The following is a 23634-nucleotide window of genomic DNA, read 5'->3' as shown; positions in this document are numbered from 1 at the left end:
GTTAAAGGGGCTGACGCCGGATGAGCGAGGTCGTTAGAGGTTATTACGATGAGCATGCTCTGCAGGAATGGCATAGACTGGATGACCCATATAGCAGAATTGAGTTTATGAGTACATTAACGTTGCTCAGGCGATATTTACCAACATCCGGACATGTTTGCGATATCGGTTCGGGTCCGGGAAAATACGCTATTGAGTTATTGAAGCAAGGATACCAGGCTACTTTGTTCGAACTTTCCGCTAGAGAGCTTGAACTTGCTCAGATTAAGATTCAGGAAGCGGGTCTGCACGCAGAGGATTATATTTGCGAGGACGCCAGAAATCTTCATGTACTGAATTCATCCTTTTATGATGCTGTGCTTGTTCTGGGCCCACTTTATCATGTCCGCAATTTGGTAGAACGTCATTCTATCATTCAAGAAGCTTTTAGAGTTCTGAAGCCGGGCGGAGTAGCTATTTTCTCTTATATTAATGCTTGGGGCGTCCTGAAGGCCGGAGTCAGTGAATTTAGCGAAGCCTATAGGGATATTGAGTATATCTATGATTATTTACAAGAGATTGAACTGGATGAGAACCGCGGCTTTACAGAGTGTTATTTCGCAACGCCTGTGGAGGCCAGAGCAGAGGTTCTTCAGGGCGGCTTTGAGATCGTGACTTATGCCGGCGCTGAAGGTTTTTTGGCCGGGATGAGGACAGATGTCACAAGGCTGTATCGAGAAGATAGAACAGTATACGATAATCTGCTTCAAGCAGCTAGCGATACGTGTGAATCTCCTCAATATCGCGATGCGACAGAACATCTTGTGATTGTGGCGGTTAAGCGGCATGGCGATTAATTTAACGATTGTATTCGTGTTGACGATGATTATCCATGCGTCTGAGACGTTGTCCTATTCGATTCGCTATGCTGGGGTGAAGCTGAACAAAATCGCGGTTGCCCTCTCGCTAACTGGTATGATTGTACTTGTATCGAGAACGGCGAACATGATTCAGGCTCCGCTTACTGCTAAATTTATCGATTATGCGAGAGTGGATGCTTCATTTGATGTATTGTGGTGTCTGCGGATTATTCTGTTCGCGGCTTCTGCCGGTACGCTGGTAGCCTTATTTTTGTTCCCGACTTTTGTGAACGTCTTTGAGCGGATTATCGCTAAATTTGAGGTCGTAGGATCACTGCCCCGATTAATTGCCAGCGTAACGATCGGGCAGATCAAAAATTCCCGGCATTATTTGCAAAAGCCGCGGTTCCATTTTCGTCATTTTCGAATTCTAGGTATCCCGAAACGCTTCATGCTGCTTAATACCATTGTCACGGGAATTTATACGGTTGGAGTATTGTCATCGCTCTACGCGGCTTATCTCTCGCCAGCATTTAGTACGACGGCCTCTCAGGCTTCAGGAATCATCAACGGGGTAGCGACGATCATCTTGACCATATTCATTGATCCGCAGCTTGGTTTAATTACTGATCGAGCTATCCATGATGAAGGTTCCAAGCACCAGCTTGGCAAAATATATGTTATGCTGATGTTATCACGGTTTCTAGGTACATTATTGGCACAGCTATTCATTGTTCCGGCGGCTTATCTCATAGCTTGGCTAGTGCAGGTGATCTAATAGAATCCAAGCAGATCGAGAGATTGTAGGAGATCAGATATAACCGGGCATGATCAGAATTGTATATAATGGCGCTTGAAACCTAGCTATCAGGAGGGAGAACGATGAACAAGCAAGCCTTTATATTCGACATGGATGGGGTCATTATTGACAGTGAGCCGCTTCATTTTGCCGTAGATATAGAGACGATGGAGCATTTTGGATATCCTCTTAGCAAGGAACAATTTGAGAGGTATGTAGGCATGACCAATCCTGAAATGTGGGCGGATATCAAGCGGGAATACGGGATTGGTCAGACTGTGGAAGAATTGATCGAGTATCAGTTGGCACAGAAGATTCAGGCGATTCGAAATATGGATGCTGAGCCGATCGACGGAATCAGGCCATTCTTTGCCGAACTCAAGCGTCGTGGAATTGCGATTGGACTTGCCTCTTCCTCGCCAAGAGTGTTTATCGAGGCCGTTCTATCCCGATTTGAGATGCTAAATGACTTCGGTAGTATCGTAAGCGGTGAAGAGGTCCCTCAGGGCAAGCCGGCCCCCGACGTCTATCTGGAGGCGGCCAGGCAATTGGGAGTCGAACCCGAATGCTGCGTTGTCCTTGAGGATGCGAGACATGGCGTTGCAGCAGCAAAAGCGGCGGGGATGAAATGTATTGGCTTTCTGAATCCGAACTCCGGAGCACAGGATCTATCACAGGCAGATCTAATCGTTGATTACGTTGGAGTTATTCAATTGGATGATTTTTTTACATAGTTTAGATAGGGAATAGGGGGCCAATCTATTATGCCGCATCTTATTGGGGATCGTATTGTGTTACGAGAATATCGGAAGGGGGATTTGCCCAGCATTCGTAATTGGGTGAATGATCCGGATATTACAGGGACACTGAGTACGATCTTTACATTTCCGCAGTCCGAATATGATAGTGAATCTTTTTTAAATATGATGATCGAAAGCAAATCTGATAGTATGCGAGGGTTCGTGATTGCGGATAAAAATACGCAGGACTATATTGGCCAGATTGATCTGATCAGAATCGATTGGCAGAACCGTACTGCCTCGCTGGGTATCGTGATAGGTCGCAAAGATCTGCTAGGGCAAGGAATTGGCCGAGAAGCTATTCATTTGCTCAAGCAATTTGTATTCAAGTCCTTGAATTTGAATCGGTTAGAGCTAGAAGTATACGATTATAACGAGAGAGCCTATCGCTGCTATCGCAGCTGCGGCTTCCAGGAAGAAGGCAGGCTGCGGAAGAAAATATTCAAAAATGGCAGCTATCACGATATCATTATTATGAGCGTATTGGCTGATGAAAATTAAGTTAGCGAAATGAGCCGCTTTTGTGAAGAAAACTGCAAAAGTAATTCACTCTTAAAAGGGTAAACGTAAAAAGAGCCTGCATTTTTGTAGGCCACTGAAGAACTAGCCATTTTCTTCAGATGCTATTTAGATAACAAAAAAGAAGACATTCGTTACCGCATTTCGGGACGAATGTCTTCTTTTTGTGGGTCTAGCTTAGCTGTGTTTTCTAGTAAACCTCAATCCACTAGCTTCAATATCCGCTTGAGATTTACAGCGAATATTGCCATCGCACCTTGTAATTGCATGCCAAGCAGACCCGAGGATGTGGCTACATCATACCCGTGTCCATGTTTGAGTTCGCTGTTTTTGGCTTCAATTTTGTAGCGTTCCATAGATTTTGCCTTGAAATATTCTGTTTCCTGGAACGCTATCTGCTCCACGTGTTCATCAGACTTTATCGTCACTGAGTACGTTTTGCTCTTAGCTCCTTCTTTGTAACAACCTTCCTTCAACGGGCAGCGTTTGCAAATTTCCACATCGAAAAAATAGGTTCTCTGTTGGTTGTTACTGACACCCTTCTTGCCCTGTCGTGCTTTCCGAATCGCCATATGTCCGGCTGGACAAACGTACATTCCAGCATCTTTGTTAAACAGAAATTCGTTCTCTTTCTTGCGAGTGCCTTGGGTAATTAGTGGATTAAGCTTCGCTACGAGTTCAATCTCGTTCTGTTTCGTGTAGATTAGGTTATCTTTCTCCGAATACGCTGTATCCCCAATCACCGTTTTGACCCGCAATCCGGCAGCTTGGCTTTTTTCGATCAGTGCTTGTAATTGCTTACCATCATTTTTCTCGCCTGTCGTAATTACGGCTGCTGTTATGAGTCGCTCCTCGGTCATCGCTAGATGTGTCTTGTAGCCGAAAAAGGCACTATCTGCGCTCTTGTGTCCTACGCGTGCATCTGGATCTGCCGCAAGCTGCAGTTGCTCCACATCATCCTGAATTGTTTCTTTCAGAAGATTAAGTGGCTCCAGAACTTTTGGCACCTGTGCGATTCCAGATTCCTCTTCAATAAAGGCGATAAGTTTTTGGCAGTATGCAATTTCGTCTTCAAGCACGTTGTTCATGTTCTTCACGGGCATCTTTGTTTTGACCGACTCATCCATGCTGTAAACAACCTTACGCAATTTTCGAGCACGGTCTTGCAGGATTTCTTGCGGTGATTTCTGGTTGTAACGCGCTTTCGTATGTGTAGCATCTACGATGATAGAGGTACTCTTTAAGATATCCTGCTCGATTGCAAGGGCTACGGTCTGACCGATGAGCATGTCGAGCAGATTCATGTCTTTTAATCGCAATTTGCGGAATTTCGTCAGGGAACTCGGGTCGATTACCGGGTCTTCCGGCGCCATGCCGAGGAAATATTTAAATGACATGTCGTACTTCGAACGCTCGACAATATCTACGTCAGACAGTTCAAAGATAGCTTTCAACAGTAAGTATTTAAACATGCGAATGGGGTTGATGGCGTTGCGTCCATTATCCAAACAATATTTTGCTTCTAGATCCTCGTATATGAAGGTGAAGTCCACCAGTTCATTAATTTGACGGAGCATGTTGTCCTTCGGCACGACGATATCATACAATGCCGCATAAGGACTCAGAACCAAGGTTTGTTGTTGACGAATCATCTCGCTCACCTGCTCTCCATGATGCTTACATTATAAGCGAAAAAAGGTACAGCTTCCTCAATTTTCTTGAGAGGCTGTACCTTTAACATGAAATGGACTTTTTCAGTGGCCTGAAAAAAATGCAGGCTCTTTTTATCTGGGTTAGTCTATCTGGCTTATAGCTTCTATATAGTTCATACAGATTGGTGCACACCGTGCTCAGCAATATACGTTCTGACGCAATTCTCACAGACACAGGCTTTGCGGCGGAACTGATCGGGAATCTGCTCAAGCAGTGGCTTGGGAACGGATAAGTTATTACACCAGCAGGTCGTATGTGGTTGTCCGGCAGCATAGGCACAATGATTAGGCTGCCCGCATAACGGACAGCGCAAAGGGTCAATCTCTGGGATTTTGGGGTCAGAATTGTTTGTACTCATTCAATGCACCTACCTCTTGTAAGTTGATTGGGACCAAATGATGGCGCTCGTTCAGATTATTCTTGCGAAATGTGCTAGGAGTACAGCCCGCCCAGGCTGTGAACTGCCGACTGAAACTCTGTACATTCTCGTATCCGATTTTGTGGGCAATACGTTCGATCGAATCGCTGCTAGTCACAAGCATCTGCATCGCTTCCTGCTGCTTCAGCACCATCAAATATTCGCGTGGGGGAATTCCAAAGGCTTGCCTGAACAACCGGTGGCAATGCCGCCTGCTCACCCCAAGCTTGCGCGATATCTCTTCAAGCCAGTCACTATTTGCATCCTTATCTGTCGTTACCCCTGCTACAGCCTCCTCGCTATTCCTTAGAACGAGCGCTTGAATTTCCCTCGCCACCTGATTAGACAATTCCGCATCGAAGGACAGCGGGCCTATATCGTGTGTTATAGAGAAATATTGCTGCATCTCGTCGAGAATGGTATAAACCTCGCGCATCAAAGACATCTTAGCCCAGCCGCGATGGAATAGGGTGTCGATCATACGCTCAACGGAAGACTTAATCTGTTGGTTCAACGGATGATCTGACGGATAGAAGCCATGGTTGTTGGAGCCAATGAGATGGAGAATTTCTGTGTCCTCGATATGAATATGCATGGTAAAGAAGGATACTCTCTCCGACAGCCTTACCTGAAAATCATGAACCATCATAGGCGAGACAATGATGATATCTCCGACATGCTGGCTGAATTCGTTGCAGCCGAGAATCGTAGTCAGAGTTCCTTCCACGACGAGTAGTATTTCAAGCATAGTATGGTGAACATGCCGTCCGCAGACCCAGCCGTTCTCAACAGTTCTCGTATGAGGGGAGAATAAGCAGGCCTCCGAACGGTAATGGGGAAAATATATTTCCGGGTAATCGGGGGTCATGTTAGATCCACTCCTTGATGTCCGATTTAGTTAAACAATCCATGAAAAACAGACCGATCATGTTATAGAGATCAGATAGCAGGAGTTCTATACTAGTCACTGATGTTATTCCTGGTTCAAATGGTCTGAATCCATTACTAACTATCATAATCTAAAAAGCAGGTGAATCCTATGGCAAGACCAGAGATCTCTCTGGATTATTCTAAAGTATTTGAAAATGAACAAGGAACTAAAGTCAAACCGTTTAGTTTACTTGCGCGTCTATATCGTAATCATATGGGGAAAGTTGCTTTATCGGCATTTTTCTATACGATTAAAAATTCACCCACCTGGATACTGTCAATCGTCACAGCGAACATCATTAACATCGTAAGTTATCCCGAACGCCACTCGATGAATGAATTCTGGATCAATATGATTCTGGTCATTATCGTCGTTGCGCAGAATATCCCGACACATACGCTTCATGTCAGTTATATCAGTAAGGCGGTTCGTCATGTGGAAGCGGGGTTGCGTAGTACGCTCGTTCGTAAGATGCAACAGCTCTCATTAAGCTATCACGGGGATATGAATGCGGGGAAACTGCAGTCCAAGGTACTGCGTGACGTTGAGGCGGTCGATTTCCTGTCGCGGCAAATGCTCATGACGATCATTCCCGCCGCGATTAATCTGGCGATTGTCGTCGTACTCACGCTATATAACAGCTGGATCGTTGCTCTATTCTTCCTACTCATGGGGCCAACGGCGATCTATCTGGTTCGCTTCTTCAATACCAAAATGTCGCAGCGTAACCGCGAAGTCCGCAAGAATATTGAGGAGATGTCAGGGAAAGTATCCGAGACCGTAGAGATGATTCCGGTAACACGGGCCCACGGCCTCGAAGAAGTGGAAATCCGTAAGGTAGATGCCGCTCTGGAGAATATCCGTGACCGTGGACATCGACTGGACGTACTGGAAGCCTACTTTGGCTCCTCCAGCTGGGTTATTTTCCAACTGTTCCAGGTGGGCTGCTTGTTCTTTACAGCCTATCTTTCCTACCAAGGCTATATGGAAATTGGCGACATCGTGATGTACCAGAGCTTCTTCAATATGATGATCGGTTCGGTAACATCGATTCTTAACGTATATCCGAACCTGGTCAAGGGCTTCGAGTCGCTCCATTCTGTCACCGAAGTTCTGTTGTCTGATGAGACGGAGGAGTACAAAGGGAAGGTTAAACCTGATAAATTCAGCGGCGGCTACCAGTTCAAAGGAGTCAGCTTCAACTATAAGGATTCGGACCGGCATGTGCTGGATGATTTCAGCCTGGATGTGAAGCCGGGGGAGACGATTGCCTTTGTTGGCGAGTCAGGTTCAGGTAAATCTACCATTCTGAACTTGATTATCGGTTTCTATAAGCCGCAATCCGGCAGCATTCTGATCGATGGAATGCCGATGAGTGAGCTCAGCATGTCGCGCTATCGTCAATCACTAGCCATCGTACTACAGAACAATATCCTATTCTCCGGATCGATTCGGGAGAACATCACTTACGGTTTGCCTCATATTTCCGAAGAGATATTACAGCGAGCTGTATGGATGGCTAATTTGCAAGATGTGATTGACAGTTTGCCGGAAGGTCTGGATACGTCGGTTGGAGAACATGGCGGCAGACTATCTGGTGGGCAGAGACAGAGGATCGCCATTGCCCGTGCGTTGGTTCGTGATCCGAAGATTATTATTCTCGATGAGGCTACTTCTGCGCTTGATAATGCATCTGAACGACATGTCCAGAATGCGATGGAGCAGTTGATGCAAGGAAGAACAACGTTCATCGTGGCTCACCGTCTCTCTACCGTTAAGAACGCTGATCGCATTATCGTGCTTAAGAAAGGCAAGATTGTCGAAACAGGCACTTACGAGCAATTGCTGGATATGAAAGGCGAATTCTTTAAGCTGAAAAATATGTAAGATTTATCATTCCTCTAGCCTCAGTTCATTCATTGGACTGGGGCTTATTCTATCCAAGGAAAACTTAAATTGATCAGGGAGTATTTGCGCAACATTCCATATTATCCCTCCGTCAAGATTGATAAGGTCGGTCTTAATGAAGTTGATATAGAGATTTGACTGAACCGAACTATTAAAAGAGTATGGGGGCATGGTTATGCACAAATGGGGGAATTGGAAAGCGGCAGTATTGCTTCTGTTATCGTTATTGTTATTAAGCGGATGCGGGAGCGCCAAGGTATCACAAAACGATTCAATGGCGCGGAGTGATGACAACTTTGCTGTAGCGGATAAGGCGACCAGCATGAACACTATGGCCGCTGAGTCAGTCCCGCAAAGTGAAGGCGGAGACCTGCAGTCTATCCCGAAAGGTCCCGGGGATACAGGAAGCTCCGGGTTTCAAGCTGTAGATATGTTAGCGGGCATGAATAAAAAATTGATTTACACGGCGAATGTCGTAATGCAGGTAGATGACTATAACAAGGCGCAATCGGAAATCCGAGATCAGGTTACTTTGGCTGGCGGATATATCGTTGATTTTTCAGAGAATCGCTCTCTTGAAGAGCAGGGGGGAACCATTACGATCAAGGTTCCTTCCACGGGCTTCTCCTCCTTCTTGGAACAACTTGAGAAGCTAGACCATAAATCTTTGCAGCGCAGCATTCAAGGGCAGGATGTATCCGAAGAATATGTAGACCTGGAATCCCGCCTGAAGGTAAAGGAAGCGATGGAAGCCAGGTATCTCAAGTTCATAGATGAGGCAACGAAGACCAGCCAGCTTGTAGAGTATGTCAATGAACTTGAGCGGATTCAGACTGAGATTGAACAGATCAAAGGGCGGATGCGATATCTCGACAGCAATGTCTCTTTCTCCACCGTTGAAATCCGTTTGTACCAGCCCGATGTAAAACTTTTGCAAAATGCTAGCCAAGAGAAGCCCTCATTGCTGGAAAGAGCGGGAAAATCGCTAAACGGCAGCATTCAAGTGGTCTCGGCCATGTTCGAATGGCTAGTTGTTGTTCTTGCTGGAGCGGTTCCTGTAATCGTGATCGCAGGGATTATTTTTGCCATCGTATGGTTGTTACAAAGAGCGATAAGAACCAGAGCAAGGCACAGCAGAAACTACGTTCATCGAGCGATTCCAACTTCAGATGAGCAGGAAGCCCATGCACATCAACCGGAAGCAGTGGGGTCTCTGCCGGAAAATCAACAATCTTCAGTTACTGAAAAGAATCATTCTGTTAAGCGGATCTCCGAGCCTGATGAAGACGAAGATACGAAGTAAATATATCTGTGTTGAGAATTTGTATAGCTGCTCTAAGTAATATAATGTTGTCGCCGTATGATCAGCGTGGTACCCCAGAAGTAGTGCAGCTATTGAGAACATAGAAACGTATTGTCAAGGGTTCCATTGCTAGAAAAAGGTTAGAACTATGGACTCGGCAAGCGGATGCCAGAGCACTCATGCTGCGAACAAATCTGATGGGAGGACTGTAGGGTTAGTTGCTTCGTTAAGGCGGCTGGTTTTCAGCATTGGAATTTGGGGATCGCCTTAGGTGGAGTCAACTAAGCGAATAGTCCTGCTGATCCAAGCGAACACAGGGGCAATTGGATATTTGACCTCAGCGTTATACCTTTTCTTCTATTTTCTCCCAAGGTAGATGAGAAGGTATAACCATTCCACCAACCAGATTCGAGCAGAGGAGTGAAGGGGAATGCGCAAGCTATGGTGGTTGTTTATTGTACTTGGCGTAATGGTGATTGCGGCGCCGAGAGTTATAGAGTGGTATGCTGACCGCGAACAGGAGCGACTGCTGCAGGCCGCGGAGCACCGGGAAGCCCGGCTCGATCCGAGTCTAATTTCCAGCTATGAACAGCTGTCAGGCTTCTTAGAGGAAGGATCAGCATCGGAGGACGATGGGACTGAAGTAAGTGCGCTTTCTGTTCCTGATGAGGAAGGATTGCTTGGAATTATTGAGATTACGTCAATCGATGTGAAGCTGCCGATTTTGGAAGGAGCGACGATGGAGAATATGCGGGCTTCTTCCGTACATTTATCCGACACGGCTTCGCTCGGTTCACTCGGCAATGCTGCGATCGCGGCCCATCGCGCCAGGACGACCGGTCGACTGTTCAACCGGCTTGATGAGGTTCAGCTTGGAGATCAGGTCATTATTCATACCAGGGACAAGGTATATACTTATGAGGTTAATAATATTTTAGTTGTTGAGCCAACCGATGTATCTGTGTTAAGCAGCGATGGGAATGAGAGCTTATTAACTCTGATCACATGCACTCCGTTGAATGTATCGACCCATCGGCTTATCATACAGGCTAAATTGATGTCATGAAGTGAAATTGTTGCTAGGGGAAACGCCTATTCAGGCGTTTTTTGTCTTTTTTGTGCAACTTTCAGACACATTTAGCGTTAATATGAAGTATATCCGTCCATCTCGATATTAGCGATTAAGCTTCATATGATATACTTTTTAGTAGAATACCGTTAATTCAACCAGTAAGGAGCATGATCCTACCATGAGAATGATCCTCGTGGATGATGAGAAGCTGGCCCTGGAATTTCTCGAGCGGCAATTATCTAAAGTTGGCGATATCGAAATCGTCGGCAAATACACGGATCCATTGATCGCCCGCGACGAGATTTTGCATCGGGATGTTGATGCCGTATTTTTGGATATTAGTCTTCCAGAGCTCGATGGGATTCGATTGGCTGACCAGCTGCTAGAGAAGAAACCAAATTTAAATATTATTTTTGTAACCGCATATAATGAATATGCCGTACAAGCCTTTGACTTGAATGCGCTTGACTACATCGTGAAGCCGGTACAGACGGAGCGATTGATCAAGACGCTGGACAGAATCAGGCAACGGATAAACCTCCGGGCGAAATCACACGTGATACATAGTGGAGATATTCATTTGAATGTCTTCCGTCAGGTTAGTGTGGGTGAGATCGGCAATATGTCATTGTTGCAATGGCGTACCTCCAAAGCGCAGGAATTATTTCTTTATTTATTGCAGCATCGTGAACAACTGGTCCGCAAGTCCGTACTGATTGATCTTTTGTGGCAGGATCACGATTCTGAGAAAATCTATTCCCAGTTGTATACTACGGTATATCATATACGCAAAGCGCTAGAGCCCTATAAAGATCGTTTTCAAATTGCGAATACCACCGAGGGTTATGTCCTGCATTTGAATCAGATCGTTCTGGACATTAATGAATGGGATCGTAGAATAGGTACTCTTCCTCCATTAACCGCGGATTCGATAGATTTATATCAAGAGCTGACAAAGCTGTATACCGGAGATTACTTGCAAGAATACGATTATTGGTGGGCGGAGAGTGAACGGCAACGCTACAAAAGCCAGTGGCTTAAACTTAGCTATGATATGGGGGACTGGCACTATCGGAATGGTGCTTTGGAACAAGCGGCTGCCAGCTATCTGAATATTATCTTCCATGACTCTCTTGAAGAGAGGGCATATTACCAACTGATGGTCATCTATTCCGAGCAGCAACCGGCCATGGTGCATCGTCAATATCAATTGTTGGAATCGGTGCTGGAGGAAGAGCTTGGTGAGGCGCCGAGCGATTACATAACGGAATGGTATAAGGTGTGGCAGGAGAGCAATCAAATATTGAAACACTAGGCGGGTCAAGGCTGCCAGAACAACAGCGAGGTTCCTAATATTAGAGGAGTGAGCCTCGCTGTTTTTTTTATCTGTTCCATATGTGTTCAGAAATTGTATAGGCGTAAATTATATACTTCTGACAGTGGGGCTCGCAGGAGTGAACAATTGCATGTTTGAGGAGGAGAGTCCACGAGTATGAATATCATCAGAAATTTCAGAGATGAGTCTATAGGCCTTGATCTTGACTCTCTGACAGAAATTAAATTGTACAAAAGCATGAGCAGAACTACCATTCATTACTGCAGAGGGTTCTATATCAACTGTCAAGGCAATCTGGTTGGCGTGGTTGCCACTCCAGGAGGGCCAGCCTTTTTTTATAATCTGGATATTTATTTTTTACGTGAAAGGCCATTTCGATTTACCCTGGAGTCCGATCAATTCAACAACACTGTACATTTCTCGAGTGACGGGCAGCAAAAGATGCAAATTACTTATATGCGGGAGCTCTACCTGCAGGGAGGAGACTGGGTCGATGAGGAACTGCATGACTTCTTCCACTGGTTAATCAGGGCGGTAAATAATCGCAAATTCTATGGGTTCTACACCTTAAATAATGATCAGCCGCTGGCTTGCAGCTTGGCTGACCGCGGGGGAATGAGTATGTCTATTTCTGAACACAACTCTCTAGATTCAGTTAGCCTTGATGATGCGATCAAAAGAGCGGATGAAATCCTCGACAATCTGGATGAGGCGACAAATCAGCAGATTGAAGAAGTGTGCAAGCAGTTGGCAGCCATCTGTAAAGAGATTGTCAGCTTGGATAAGGAAAAAGTTTAAGTTGTATGATGTAAGTTCGTAAAAAGGTGTAGGGGTTGAAGGGCAAAGTGGACGCTTTTTCCGGGCTTTGATCGAAGATCAGACTGCTTGGCGGTCTGAAGGGTCAAGGTATGGAACAGGCGTCTTTTCTATTCGTAGAGAAATTGTAGAGCCTTGTTGTGTACGCTTAAGATTATGGTTTATCCTACTGATGTCTTAAGTCTTTAAGAGTATGAACCATGCTAATATAACTACACGGAAAAGTTATTATCCTATGGAGTTAACGAAAAATTGTAGAATTTGTTGCAATTCACCCTCGATATACGGACAAAGTAACATCTTTTGCAACAATTGCTTGAGTTGGATCGTTCTTACTTGTATATTTAGAAAGTGCAGTTGGAAATACGGACATTACATACCCTGAGTGGAAAATAGATTTGGTTGGTGATACGAATGAGTACATTATTTGATAATATTCCAGACTGGGCGTACGTCACTATCGCTATCGTCTTAGTCCTAATAAGCATCGGCCTACATGCTACCTTCAGCGAACGTTCCAGATTGAAGCGTCTTGCTTATCGGGATACGGTCACCGGTCTATATAATCGCAATGGGTTGGATCGCTTCTGGAAGAAGTATAATGGCAAGGGAAACTTGGTGGTCATGAGCCTTGATCTCGATTATTTCAAGGAAGTGAATGATACATACGGCCATCATACGGGGGATATGCTGCTTCGCGCAGTTGGCAAAGATTTGAGGAGGGTAACGAACAAGCATCAACAAGCTTATCGAGTCGGCGGCGATGAATTTCTCATCATTCTCAAAAATTGTGATCAAGATACGGTCGAAATTCTCGCTGGGTTAATATTAGGCAAAATATGCCGACCTTACTATATCGAAGGGCGGGATATCGCAATTACCGGAAGTATCGGTATCAGCATGGCGGACGGACAGCATGCTGAGCAGCGCCGCATGCAGGAGGAAGCGGATATTGCTATGTATAGGGCCAAGCGAATGGGCAAGAATCGTTATACTGTCTATAAGAGCGGTAAGATCAGAGAGGTAAGCAAAGTAGAGACGATCCGGTTGTCTAAGAAGAAGAGCAGCGCGAATTGAACTTATGACATTGAATAATAGGCTCTAAAACAAGGCGGGACTTTCCAGGTTCTGTCTTTATTTTTGTAAAATAACACAAAAGTCCATATACCAGATCACTTTATTATCGTTACGGCGGCAGGGTTGCATAGTAGAATAAAGGGAGTGCGCACAGTATTGAACGATACTTAGGAGGAGCCGACATGCCTGTTTTTTTTGATGAAGTGAAGGGAATCTTTCATTTACAGACGCTGGGTTCAAGTTATGTGATTCAATTGGTACGGGGATATGCAGCACATGTCTACTATGGGAAAAAGCTGCGTCAGAACAGTAATCTGGACGGAATGCTAGTACATACTGGACGGGCTTCCTTCAGTCCGAGCCTGCCGGGTGATCCTTCGTTGTCACTGGATGCTCTCCCCCAGGAATACCCTCAGTATGGGACCGGGGATTTCCGCTATCCTGCTTACCAGGTTACACTGTCCGATGGCACGCGTATTACTGAGCTGTTGTACAGAACACATCGGATTATCCAAGGCAAGCCTGCTCTGGAGGGGCTGCCTGCCGTCTATGTGGAACAGCAGGATGAGGCGGAGACGCTTGAGCTTGATCTGCATGACAATTACTCAGGTCTTGTTGTCACACTAAGTTACAGCGTATTTGCAAATATCGATGCGATTACAAGATCCGTCAAATTTGAAAATGCAGGACAGGGAGAGATCAACCTGGGGCAGACGATGAGCGTATCGCTTGATTTCCCGGATCATCAATTCGATAGCTTGTATTTGCATGGTTCCTGGGCGAGAGAACGTCATATCGTGAGGAAGCCAATTGCCCAAGGAATTACGGCGATCGGCAGCCGCAGAGGGGCCAGCTCACACAATATGAATCCATTCTTTGCTTTACTTCGACCTGATGCGAATGAACATCAAGGTGAGGTATACGGATTCAGTCTGGTATATAGCGGAAGTTTTCTGGCTCAGGCAGAAGTAGATCAATATGGAACTACACGATTCTCTATGGGAATTCAGCCGTTTGATTTTGGCTGGAGATTGCAGCAGGGCGAGAGCTTCCAGTCTCCTGAAGTGGTCATGGTCTATTCGGCGGATGGGATCGGTGGAATGTCACGGACGTATCACAGATTGTACCGGACCCGACTTTGCCGGGGACAGCATCGCGATGCGGAGCGTCCTGTACTCGTCAACAATTGGGAGGCTACCTATTTCAACTTCAATGCTGATAAAATTGAGGATATCGCCAAGGCAGGTGCGGAGCTCGGTATTGAGCTGTTCGTGCTGGACGATGGCTGGTTTGGGCATCGAGATTCGGATAATAGTTCATTAGGAGACTGGTATGAGGACCGTCGTAAGCTGCCGCAAGGTCTAGGGGACCTGGCGTCACGTGTTCAGAGCTACGGCCTGCAATTCGGCCTATGGTTCGAGCCTGAGATGGTATCGCCAGACAGCGAGCTATACCGGGCCCACCCTGACTGGTGTCTGCATGTTCCCGGCCGTCGCCGCACCGAGGCTAGACAGCAGCTTATCCTTGATATGTCTAGAATAGATGTCCAGGACTACCTGTATGAAAGGCTAAGCGATCTATTATCGAATGTACCCATCTCCTACGTTAAATGGGATATGAATCGCAATATGACCGAGATTGGCTCCGCGGCGCTTTTGCCGGAGCAGCAAGCGGAGACCGCTCATCGATATATGCTGGGACTCTATGCATTGCTGGAGCGGATTACGAGCCAATTCCCGCATGTTTTGTTCGAGAGCTGTTCAGGCGGTGGAGGACGCTTTGACCCCGGTATGCTCTACTATATGCCTCAGACCTGGACCAGTGATGATACGGATGCCGTCGAACGTTTGAAGATCCAGTATGGTACCAGCATCGTATACCCGGTATCTACGATGGGTGCCCATGTGTCGGCTGTGCCAAATCATCAGGTCGGCCGGATCACCTCACTGGCTTTCCGCGGGGATGTCGCTATGTCAGGGAACTTCGGGTATGAGCTGGATCTGAGCAAATTCACAGCTGAAGAGAAGGAGATCGCAAAAGCGCAGATCGCTGACTATAAGCGTAGGCGTTCTCTTGTTCAGACAGGTGATATGTTCCGGTTAAAAAGTCCCTTTGAAGGTCAAATGACAGCATGGATGTTCGTGAGCGAAGATCAATCGGAAGCGCTGCTATTCTATTATCAAGTATTGGCAGAGCCTAATGGTCCGATTCATTATACAAAGCTCGAGGGGCTTGATCCGCAGCGTGATTATCACCTGGAGGGAAGCGAGGAAGTTTATGGGGGAGATCGATTGATGTCAGCGGGACTCCCCATGTTACTGGAAGGGGATTTCTCGAGTAGAGTTATCCATTTGCACGGATGTTAACAATTAGAAAGGGCCTCATTCCCATCGGGAGTGAGGCCCTTATTGTTATTAAAATTTGAAAATATGTATTGTCTTCTGAAGCTGGAATACGGAATTTTTCATTTCCTCAATGTCCTTCGCCAGTGCTTGAACGGAATTGATCTGTTCGTTCATCGAGGCAGATACTTGTTCCGTTCCTGCGGCAGACTGCTGGGTAATAGCCGAGATGTTCTGAATCGAAGATGAGATATTGTGAGCACTTTCCAGCATGGATTCGCTCTCTTGCGTGAAGGCAGCGATCTGTTCAGAAATGTATTGAACACTTTGCACGATCTGCTGGAAGATCTGCTCTGCTTCCCGGATCATCTCGCTCTGTTGATGTACGACTTCCTCATTAATCTTGATATTCTGGCTTGCGTGCTGAACGTCCTGCTCAATGCTTCTAACGAGGTTGAATACTTCCTTCGTAGAAGTAGTCGATTCTTCCGCTAGTTTGCGTACTTCCTGTGCAACTACGGCAAAGCCTGCACCATGTTCCCCGGCTCTCGCTGCTTCGATAGAAGCATTGAGTGAGAGCAGGTTCGTCTGCTCGGCGATCTCGGAGATCGTTGCCGTAATTTTGGTGATACCTTTGGCATTGCGGGCCAGCGCATCGATGGATTCAGCAACCTTCTCGGTAGCATTGATGTTCTTCTTCATCCCCACGGCCTGCATGGCGACGGAATCCCGGCCTTTCTCCACAAGCTTCAGCATCTCAGAGGAACGTTCGTTCATTACGTGGGTCGACTCCGCGTAATTGCTCACCTTCGTCTCGATTTCACCAATAGAGTCCTTCATACCGCCTACGTCTTCGGATATTTCGTTCGCTCCAAGGGCAAGTTCATTGGACGAAAGAGCGACCTGGCTCATTACCTCAACGAGTTCCTCATTACGGTCCGAGATGGATCGACTGGAGTCCATAACCTTGCGGGTGATGTCCGAAGTTTCCTGGAGGATCTTGCGCAGCTTGTCCACCATACTGTTAAAGGAACGATTAAGGTTCTCCATTCCCCCCGATTCCATGATTCGGCTTGTGAAATCTCCTTTGGCAATCCTCGCCGAAGCATTCGAGATATCGTCGAAGGAACTAGTAAGCGCGGTCTGCAGATAGCGAGTAAATGGATAAGTAAGTCCCGCTAAGACAGCGATTACACAAATTCCGACTACTATTTTGCCAACCAAGATAAAGGCTATAAGCGTTGGAACGGCAAAAAGTGCGGCCACAAGATAACATGCTGCTGTAATCTTCTGATTAAGGGGTAGTCTGTTGAACCATGACATAGGGATAATGACCTCCTTGTAAATTAGGATAATCCTACCACAATTATATCATCGAGTTGTGAAAGGGGATACAACGAATTATATGATTTCTCCTAATCTTTGAAACCTTCGGGTTATTATGGAATATCGCTGTTTCACCGCAGATCCGTCATATTATGTATTGTTGAGAAAGGAAAGGAAGTGGAGCGTTTAACGGAATTGAAATATACAAGGCCTGTTTCAGGCATTATAGATATATTAGGCGAGAATGACTTGAATCAGATGTTTGATACCCAACGAAGAACTATTGAATTTCTGACAACATGAGAGAAGGAGCTACTGATGAGCAATAAAGAACAGACAGCAGGACTGCCATTCAAAAGATGGCCGATTGTGATGGCGCTGATGATCGGGGCGTTTGTTGCTATTTTAAATCAAACCTTGATGAATGTGGCCTTGCCGAAAATGATGGCCGATCTTAATGTAACGACGACGACAATTCAATGGTTGACGACAGGATTTATGTTAGTTAACGGGGTATTAATTCCGGTGAGTGCCTATTTAATGGAGCGTTTCACTACACGATCACTGTTTATTTCGGCGATGAGTTTATTTGCACTAGGAACGGTCGTGTGCGGAATAGGTTCAAGTTTTGCCATGGTATTAGTCGGACGTCTTATTCAGGCTGCCGGTGCAGGTATTTTAATGCCAATGATGGTCGTCGTGTTCTTGACAATATTCCCGATTGAGAAGCGTGGACAGGCCATGGGGACGATGGGGATCGCGATGAACTTCGCTCCGGCCTTTGGACCGACGCTGTCCGGGTGGGTGATTCAGCACCAATCCTGGCATACGTTGTTCTGGATCATTTTACCGTTTGCGCTATTGTCCATTCTTTTGGGTATTATATTTATGAAAAATGTGACGGAGGTCTCACGGCCTAAGCTGGATAAGCTGTCGGTAATTCTGTCTACGATCGGCTTCGGTGGGGTATTGTATGGCTTCAGTGAAGCGGGCAGCAAGGGCTGGGGTTCCAGTGTAGTTATTACCACTTTGGCCGTTGGAGTTGTTGCTCTGACACTGTTTATGATACGTCAACTTCGGAGCGAGCATCCTATGCTTGAATTCAGAGTGTTTAAATACGATATGTTCGCCTTGACGACAGTTATTAATGTGGTGGTGACGATGGCGCTATATGCCGCGATGATATTGCTGCCGATATACCTGCAGAACATTCGCGGCTTTACCCCGCTACAGGCAGGTCTGTTGCTAATGCCAGGAGCTTTGCTGATGGGGATCATGTCACCGATCACGGGTATAATCTTTGACAAGATTGGAGCTAGGTTGCTAGCAGTCGTCGGTTTAGGAATCACGATCGTAACAACCTGGGAATTCAGTTATTTGACGGACAGTACAAGCTATGTTCATCTGCTGCTGATGTATACTGTGCGGATGTTCGGGATGTCGCTCCTGATGATGCCGATTCAGACAGCTGGCTTGAATCAGCTTCCTGCCAAGCTTAACGCGCATGGTACGGCGATGTCCAACACATTGCGGACGATTGCGGGGGCCTTGGGTACAGCACTGCTCGTATCGGTAATGACGACACGAACGAAGAGCCAGGTGACGGCGCAAATCATCGCTGCCGGCATTAATCCGAAGGATCCGGCCAATGCTCAGCAACTGGCGCATATAACGAAGGAAGCGACGATTAATGGTATCGATTATGCCTTTGTCATTGCTACAGGGATTACAGCCGTTGCTTTCATTCTGTCTTTCTTCATTCGCAAGGTGAAGATCGATCGCGGAGAGAAGGGCGCTGAGGAGATTGCTGCCAAGCCGGTAAGAGCATGAACTATCAGGCTAAGCTTAGCCCCTGGTTATTTGAACAACCAGGGGCTTTTTTCAGCTTTTCACCCGCATTACTCCGTATACTGCAGCATTCTCAAGATCATAATGACGGCTTCCGCACGGGTAGCATTTTCCCTTGGAGCAAATGCTTGATTACTCCTACCTTGGATGATGCCTGCATGATAGGCTGCGGCCACATACGGACTGGCCCATGCTGGAATCGTGTTCGCATCGGAGAAGGGCAGATCTGCCTTTGAATCAGGTTCTATGCCTAATGACCTAACGATCATAGCGGCCATCTCCGCCCGGTTAATCTGTTGATTCGGTCTGAAGGTATGATCCTGATATCCGTTGATGATGCTGGATTCTAGCACTCTGGCGATGTGAGGTCTTGCCCAGGCAGCGATTTTGTCGGCATCTGCAAAGGAGATATCCGTTCCGCTGCCTTCCAGCTTCAGTGCCCGGCTGAGCATCACAGCAAATTGTTCGCGATTCACGGGTTGATTTGGCCTGAACGTCCCATCGTTATAACCATTAATCCATTTTTGCTGAACAGCCTGTTGAATGGATATCTCAGCCCAGTGACCGGAAATATCAGATAAGGTTACGTTTAAGGACTCCTCAGAGCTATCCCTGCCTGGATCTTGGTTATTGTCCGTATCCTCAACAAGCGGATCTGTGGGTGGATTCGTGGATGGTGGTGTTGACGGAGTGCTGCCTGAACCCCCACCCGATCCGCCGCCTCCAGTACCGCCGCCAGGATTGTCGCCGCCACCTGTGCTGCTGCTTAAGACCGTCAGTTCATGTAAAGCGGAGAATGATTGATATTTTATAGTAAGTGTTGTTTTGCCCGCAGCAACGGCTTTGACGAGTCCGTGATCATCAATCGTTGCTATTCCCGGATTGCTGCTTGAGAATTCCATCTGATCATTGATCGTCAAATGTTCTGTTCTGTCCTTATATATCGCTTTAATTGACACTTGATGGCTTTTGCCTGTGTATAGCGCTGGTATTTTATCAAATTCGATGGCTTGAATCGGTTCCAGTTCCTTCGCTTCGACAGTAACATGCTGAGTTGAATCGCTTTCCTGATGTGCCCGGTTGAATGATGTAATCGTATAGGTGTAGGTCTTACCTGGTTCTACAGAATGATCGATAAATTGTTGATGATTGCCGGAGATCTTTCGTACTTCATCATAAATATTAGCCGGATTACTGATGTCTGGAGCCTGATCACCAACACTCCGGTAGATTACATAATATACGACTACATCCTGTGGATCCTGCCAATCGAGTTGAATTCCTGATGCCCCAGCAGCACCTGTCATATCAGTGGGCGCAGCGGGCTTGCTCTGCTCAAGCCAGTTCATCTCTGGAACGAGAGCAGGATAGGCGTACAAATCTTGCTGCAGCCTGTCATTGAAGCCTAATGGATTGTCACGAAGACTCTGGGTTGAGAAGAAAATGCTCCCCTTAACGTTGTCAAAATTCCGGTTAAACAGAATCTGGTTGGGCATCTGATCAGGATCAAGCCAGTTCGGATCATCCGATCCGATTCGATACGCGCCATGTCCGATGTACAAGTGAACCTTCTTGCCATCCACTTGCTTCGCCCACCAATCAATCAGATTCTCGTAAGCGGCCGGACCATAATTAAAGTACCAGTAAATCTGCGGGGCGATATAATCAATCCATTCTTCCTGTACCCATTTACGGGTATCCGCATAGATCGCGGTGTAGCTCTCGGTTCCTCTAGTATTCGAACCTTCCGGGTCGGAATCGATGTTCTTCCAGATGCCAAATGGGCTGATGCCGAATTGAACATAAGGCTTCTTGTCTTTGATTGCTTTTGATAGATTTTGAATCAATGTATTCACGTTGTGTCTGCGCCAATCCTCCCGGTTCATCCCATTTCCATATTTACTATAGGAGGCATCGTCAGGGAAATTCACTCCTGCGACCGGATATGGATAGAAATAGTCGTCGAAGTGTACCGCATCAATGTCATAATTTTGTACGACCTCCATAATGCTGTCGATAATATATTGTTGGGTATCAGGGATACCCGGGTCCATGATCAGCCTGCCACCATAGGTGAGCAGCCAATCCTCGTGTTGGCGCAGCGGATGCTCTGGAATCAAGCTGTTGACATCCGGCTCCATACTTGCGCGATAAGGATTAAACCAGGCATGGAACTCCAGATTCCGCTTATGCGCCTCCTCAATCATGAAGGCGAGAGGATCGTAACCCGGATCTTTGCCTTGTTCTCCAGTCAGCCATTTGGACCATGGGGCGAATTTTGAAGGATAGAAAGCATCAGCCGTCGGCTTAACCTGCATAACGATTGCGTTCATTCCAGCCTCTTTCAATTCATCAAGAATAGCAATGAAATCGGCTTTTTGTTGTTCCGCATTGAATGGTCCTTTTGCCGGCCAGTCGATATTTTCCACTGTGGCAATCCAGGCAGCCCGAAGCTCCCGCTTAGGTATCATTTCCTCTCCATTAACTACGAGAACATAACTATGTGATTTTCCTTGATAGGTTGCTGTTATCATTGTCGCTCCTATACTTTTCGCCGTAACGATTCCTTCGGCATTAATGTCTGCAACCGCCGGTTTACTGATTTTATAGGTGGAGTCTGTAGTTACATCCTTGTCTAAGTCCTCGCGATATTGGCCAAGAACATTGTACTTGGCTGTTACCTTAGCCTGTTGCTGCTCGCCCAATTTCATCGCATTCAGTTCGGACAATACGATTTTGTCAAGCACAGACCTTGCCTCCATAATTTCCAAGGAATAATGCGCTTGTTGTCCGTTATACTCGGCGGTAATGGTTACCGTACCTGTGTCATGTCCTGTAATTTCTCCGCCACCTACAATGCTGGCAATGGAAGAATCTGAACTGGTGAACGTCGCTGTATTTGTCACATCGATCGTGTCAGGATAGTTGGCGTACCGGGCTAGGACTTTGACGTAATCTGTTCGACCTTGCTCAATGCTTTCGGGTCCGTAAATCGCGATCGATTCCAGCGGCGGTTCATCTTCGGTGACAGTGAGCTCGAACAGTGCCGGTTGTCCGGTACCATACAGCGCAACGATAGTGGTCTGACCCGTACGGTGGGCCTGAACTATTCCATTGCTGTCAACGGAGGCTACCTCCGGATGACTGCTCAGGAAGTTTAGTCCGTTCTGAACAAGTTCCGGTGCTGTGCTGTTATTTTTTGTGATATAGACTTCGGCTTGCTTGGATTCATGTACTTTCATAGGTGTTAGACCCTCCAGATCAATGCCTAGTATATCTGTATTCGAATAGAAGACACTGAGTCGGTCAAAATAGAGAACACCTGCATTCTTATTCTCATTCTTCGTCTCAACGAGGTACAGATCACTGATCTTGAGCGGACCAGTAAGGTCCGCCAGCATTGGCGCCGTAACATACTTCCACCCCGACCAAGTAAAGTTGGCAGATGTGGTGAAATCGATCGTTTTTAAGACGTTCGCTCCATCACGGAGCCTGGCCCGGAACCAATGGGCACTCTGATCTCCATATACCCAGACCCCCAGCTTGGTCGGATAGCCTTCGAGCGGCCTATAAAAGTCTCCGGAATCCAGATTGTGCAGGTTGACATAGGCGGCGGAAGTTCCCGAGGTGCCTGACATGTCGTATGTAAACTTCGCTGCATGCTCACCATACATAACGGGCTCAGGGCGGCTGGACAATTCGACCTTGGACGACGTACTATTAATCAGGCCCGCTGACAATACAGGGGTTCCGTTATGCTTCATGGACTCGAATTCCTCAATAACGACAGCGATCTTCCCAACGAGGACGAGGGCTTGTGCAGACAAATCGCCATAGCTTACTGTCACATAACCGTATTTGACCTCGCCAATAATGCTACTCGCGGTAAATAGACCGTTGCTGTCGATCCGGCCGATAGTCGGATCAGCAGACCATTCGAGTCCATCAGTTACATTTACTTCCTGACCGTTCTCGTCATAGAAACTTACAGTAAATTGCTGGCTTGTTCCTGATTCCATCGTGAGACGATCGGACTGGATTTCCAGGCTGCTAACTTCGGCCAGGAGTTCAGCAGGCTCATCTAGTTTGTTCCCATCCTCAGCGGCCTCGGTTTCTGTGGGCAGGGAGGGGTCCTCCGGTGTTTCTGTCTCTGGAGCAGGGCTATCTATGCCGGAGTCTGAGTCATCAGGACTTGTTCCTGTGTCGGGCTCCTCTGTTGCGGGAGGCCCAATATTCGTGTCTCTAGGGGGTGTCACTTGATCAGCGGGCTCTGTTCGATCTAGATCGGAAGGTTCACTTTTATATACAATGGGGGCATAGGTTGGTGCAGCAGAATTCGACTCATTTTGTGAAGCGCTTACAAAAATATTAGTGCATAAACTCAGCAGCAGCAAAAGAACGATGACCATAGTCAACTTACGTTTCACACGTGAATAATTGATCAATTAACTCTCTCCTTCAAATGATCAGATAACTGAAACCGAGCACTGTAAGCTAGAGATCACCCCCTTGCCATAGTGATAGATGTTCAATCCAAATGCAGAGGAGAAGCAAATTGATAGGTGTGTCAAAGTTGTGTAAGTTAAT

At 46.6% G+C, this 23634-nt stretch carries 17 protein-coding genes; 12 read left to right on the top strand and 5 right to left on the bottom strand.

Translation table 11 applies throughout. The features are described 5' to 3' along the window. Positions 1-20: 20 nt before the first annotated feature. The 4 genes from EI981_RS18285 to EI981_RS18270 all read left to right on the top strand — a co-directional run bounded on the left by EI981_RS18285 (position 21) and on the right by EI981_RS18270 (position 2939). Positions 21-836, top strand: a complete 816-nt coding sequence (locus tag EI981_RS18285; RefSeq protein WP_127000572.1) for a class I SAM-dependent methyltransferase — start codon at positions 21-23, stop codon at positions 834-836. Beyond that, positions 826-1617: a lipid II flippase Amj family protein gene (locus EI981_RS18280; protein ID WP_127000570.1), complete on the top strand. Its 792-nt coding sequence runs from the start codon at positions 826-828 to the stop codon at positions 1615-1617. The genes EI981_RS18285 and EI981_RS18280 overlap by 11 nt, the downstream gene beginning before the upstream one ends. A gap of 104 nt (positions 1618-1721) precedes the next feature. Then, complete coding sequence (locus tag EI981_RS18275) at positions 1722-2372, top strand: HAD family hydrolase (RefSeq protein WP_127000568.1); 651 nt, start codon at positions 1722-1724, stop codon at positions 2370-2372. 30 nt (positions 2373-2402) lie between these two features. Continuing rightward, the gene (locus EI981_RS18270) at positions 2403-2939 is read left to right on the top strand and encodes a GNAT family N-acetyltransferase (protein ID WP_127000566.1); all 537 of its coding nucleotides are present in this window, start codon (positions 2403-2405) and stop codon (positions 2937-2939) included. A 218-nt stretch (positions 2940-3157) separates the two neighbouring features. On the opposite strand, the gene EI981_RS18265 is transcribed toward EI981_RS18270, so the two are convergent. The 3 genes from EI981_RS18265 to EI981_RS18255 form a co-directional block, all read right to left on the bottom strand. Next, entirely contained in the window at positions 3158-4609 is a 1452-nt protein-coding gene (locus tag EI981_RS18265; RefSeq protein WP_127000564.1) for an IS1182 family transposase, read from the bottom strand. Between the two features lie 173 nt (positions 4610-4782). Further along, entirely contained in the window at positions 4783-5028 is a 246-nt protein-coding gene (locus EI981_RS18260; RefSeq protein ID WP_127000561.1) for a cysteine-rich CWC family protein, read from the bottom strand. Continuing rightward, positions 5009-5956 (bottom strand): AraC family transcriptional regulator, encoded by a 948-nt coding sequence (locus EI981_RS18255; protein WP_127000559.1) that lies wholly within the window; start codon positions 5954-5956, stop codon positions 5009-5011. The genes EI981_RS18260 and EI981_RS18255 overlap by 20 nt, the downstream gene beginning before the upstream one ends. 171 nt (positions 5957-6127) lie before the next feature. Here EI981_RS18255 and EI981_RS18250 point away from each other — a divergent pair, with 171 nt between their 5' ends. The 7 genes from EI981_RS18250 (at position 6128) to EI981_RS18220 (ending at position 15897) form a co-directional block, all read left to right on the top strand. Further along, complete coding sequence (locus EI981_RS18250) at positions 6128-7906, top strand: ABC transporter ATP-binding protein (protein WP_127000557.1); 1779 nt, start codon at positions 6128-6130, stop codon at positions 7904-7906. 295 nt (positions 7907-8201) lie between these two features. Then, positions 8202-9230, top strand: coding sequence for a DUF4349 domain-containing protein (locus EI981_RS18245; RefSeq protein WP_227011489.1), 1029 nt, complete (start codon positions 8202-8204; stop codon positions 9228-9230). Positions 9231-9660: 430 nt separating this feature from the next. Further along, positions 9661-10296, top strand: coding sequence for a class D sortase (locus tag EI981_RS18240; RefSeq protein WP_127000553.1), 636 nt, complete (start codon positions 9661-9663; stop codon positions 10294-10296). Between the two features lie 184 nt (positions 10297-10480). After that, on the top strand, positions 10481-11617 hold the full coding sequence (locus EI981_RS18235) for a response regulator (protein WP_127000551.1): 1137 nt from the start codon (positions 10481-10483) through the stop codon (positions 11615-11617). A gap of 177 nt (positions 11618-11794) precedes the next feature. Then, positions 11795-12436 carry a hypothetical protein gene (locus EI981_RS18230; RefSeq protein ID WP_127000549.1) on the top strand — a complete coding sequence of 214 codons (642 nt, stop codon included), beginning with the start codon at positions 11795-11797 and terminating at the stop codon, positions 12434-12436. 432 nt (positions 12437-12868) lie between these two features. Then, a complete protein-coding gene (locus EI981_RS18225) occupies positions 12869-13531 on the top strand; it encodes a GGDEF domain-containing protein (RefSeq protein WP_127000547.1) in 663 nt (220 codons plus the stop codon). A 182-nt stretch (positions 13532-13713) separates the two neighbouring features. Further along, entirely contained in the window at positions 13714-15897 is a 2184-nt protein-coding gene (locus EI981_RS18220; protein ID WP_127000545.1) for an alpha-galactosidase, read from the top strand. Between the two features lie 48 nt (positions 15898-15945). On the opposite strand, the gene EI981_RS18215 is transcribed toward EI981_RS18220, so the two are convergent. After that, positions 15946-17196: a methyl-accepting chemotaxis protein gene (locus EI981_RS18215; RefSeq protein WP_127000543.1), complete on the bottom strand. Its 1251-nt coding sequence runs from the start codon at positions 17194-17196 to the stop codon at positions 15946-15948. Between the two features lie 321 nt (positions 17197-17517). Here EI981_RS18215 and EI981_RS18210 point away from each other — a divergent pair, with 321 nt between their 5' ends. Next, entirely contained in the window at positions 17518-19029 is a 1512-nt protein-coding gene (locus tag EI981_RS18210; RefSeq protein ID WP_127000541.1) for a DHA2 family efflux MFS transporter permease subunit, read from the top strand. Positions 19030-19097: 68 nt separating this feature from the next. Here EI981_RS18210 and EI981_RS18205 read toward each other — a convergent pair whose 3' ends face one another. Next, on the bottom strand, positions 19098-23492 hold the full coding sequence (locus EI981_RS18205) for a family 10 glycosylhydrolase (RefSeq protein ID WP_127000539.1): 4395 nt from the start codon (positions 23490-23492) through the stop codon (positions 19098-19100). Positions 23493-23634 lie beyond the last annotated feature (142 nt).

The organism is Paenibacillus lutimineralis (assembly GCF_003991425.1).
GTDB lineage: Bacteria > Bacillota > Bacilli > Paenibacillales > Paenibacillaceae > Fontibacillus > Fontibacillus lutimineralis.
The sequence above is the reverse complement of the archived record's forward strand: the minus strand, read 5'-3'. Positions and strand labels throughout refer to the sequence as shown.

What these genes read in the sequence shown, in the direction of transcription:
- EI981_RS18250 (WP_127000557.1), top strand. Translation starts at nt 6,128, where the DNA reads ATGGCAAGACCAGAGATCTCTCTGGATTATTCTAAAGTATTTGAAAAT.
- EI981_RS18265 (WP_127000564.1), bottom strand. Translation starts at nt 4,609, where the DNA reads ATGATTCGTCAACAACAAACCTTGGTTCTGAGTCCTTATGCGGCATTG.
- EI981_RS18270 (WP_127000566.1), top strand. Translation starts at nt 2,403, where the DNA reads ATGCCGCATCTTATTGGGGATCGTATTGTGTTACGAGAATATCGGAAG.
- EI981_RS18275 (WP_127000568.1), top strand. Translation starts at nt 1,722, where the DNA reads ATGAACAAGCAAGCCTTTATATTCGACATGGATGGGGTCATTATTGAC.
- EI981_RS18230 (WP_127000549.1), top strand. Translation starts at nt 11,795, where the DNA reads ATGAATATCATCAGAAATTTCAGAGATGAGTCTATAGGCCTTGATCTT.
- EI981_RS18235 (WP_127000551.1), top strand. Translation starts at nt 10,481, where the DNA reads ATGAGAATGATCCTCGTGGATGATGAGAAGCTGGCCCTGGAATTTCTC.
- EI981_RS18285 (WP_127000572.1), top strand. Translation starts at nt 21, where the DNA reads ATGAGCGAGGTCGTTAGAGGTTATTACGATGAGCATGCTCTGCAGGAA.
- EI981_RS18215 (WP_127000543.1), bottom strand. Translation starts at nt 17,196, where the DNA reads ATGTCATGGTTCAACAGACTACCCCTTAATCAGAAGATTACAGCAGCA.
- EI981_RS18210 (WP_127000541.1), top strand. Translation starts at nt 17,518, where the DNA reads ATGAGCAATAAAGAACAGACAGCAGGACTGCCATTCAAAAGATGGCCG.
- EI981_RS18260 (WP_127000561.1), bottom strand. Translation starts at nt 5,028, where the DNA reads ATGAGTACAAACAATTCTGACCCCAAAATCCCAGAGATTGACCCTTTG.
- EI981_RS18245 (WP_227011489.1), top strand. Translation starts at nt 8,202, where the DNA reads ATGGCGCGGAGTGATGACAACTTTGCTGTAGCGGATAAGGCGACCAGC.
- EI981_RS18225 (WP_127000547.1), top strand. Translation starts at nt 12,869, where the DNA reads ATGAGTACATTATTTGATAATATTCCAGACTGGGCGTACGTCACTATC.
- EI981_RS18220 (WP_127000545.1), top strand. Translation starts at nt 13,714, where the DNA reads ATGCCTGTTTTTTTTGATGAAGTGAAGGGAATCTTTCATTTACAGACG.
- EI981_RS18240 (WP_127000553.1), top strand. Translation starts at nt 9,661, where the DNA reads ATGCGCAAGCTATGGTGGTTGTTTATTGTACTTGGCGTAATGGTGATT.
- EI981_RS18255 (WP_127000559.1), bottom strand. Translation starts at nt 5,956, where the DNA reads ATGACCCCCGATTACCCGGAAATATATTTTCCCCATTACCGTTCGGAG.
- EI981_RS18280 (WP_127000570.1), top strand. Translation starts at nt 826, where the DNA reads ATGGCGATTAATTTAACGATTGTATTCGTGTTGACGATGATTATCCAT.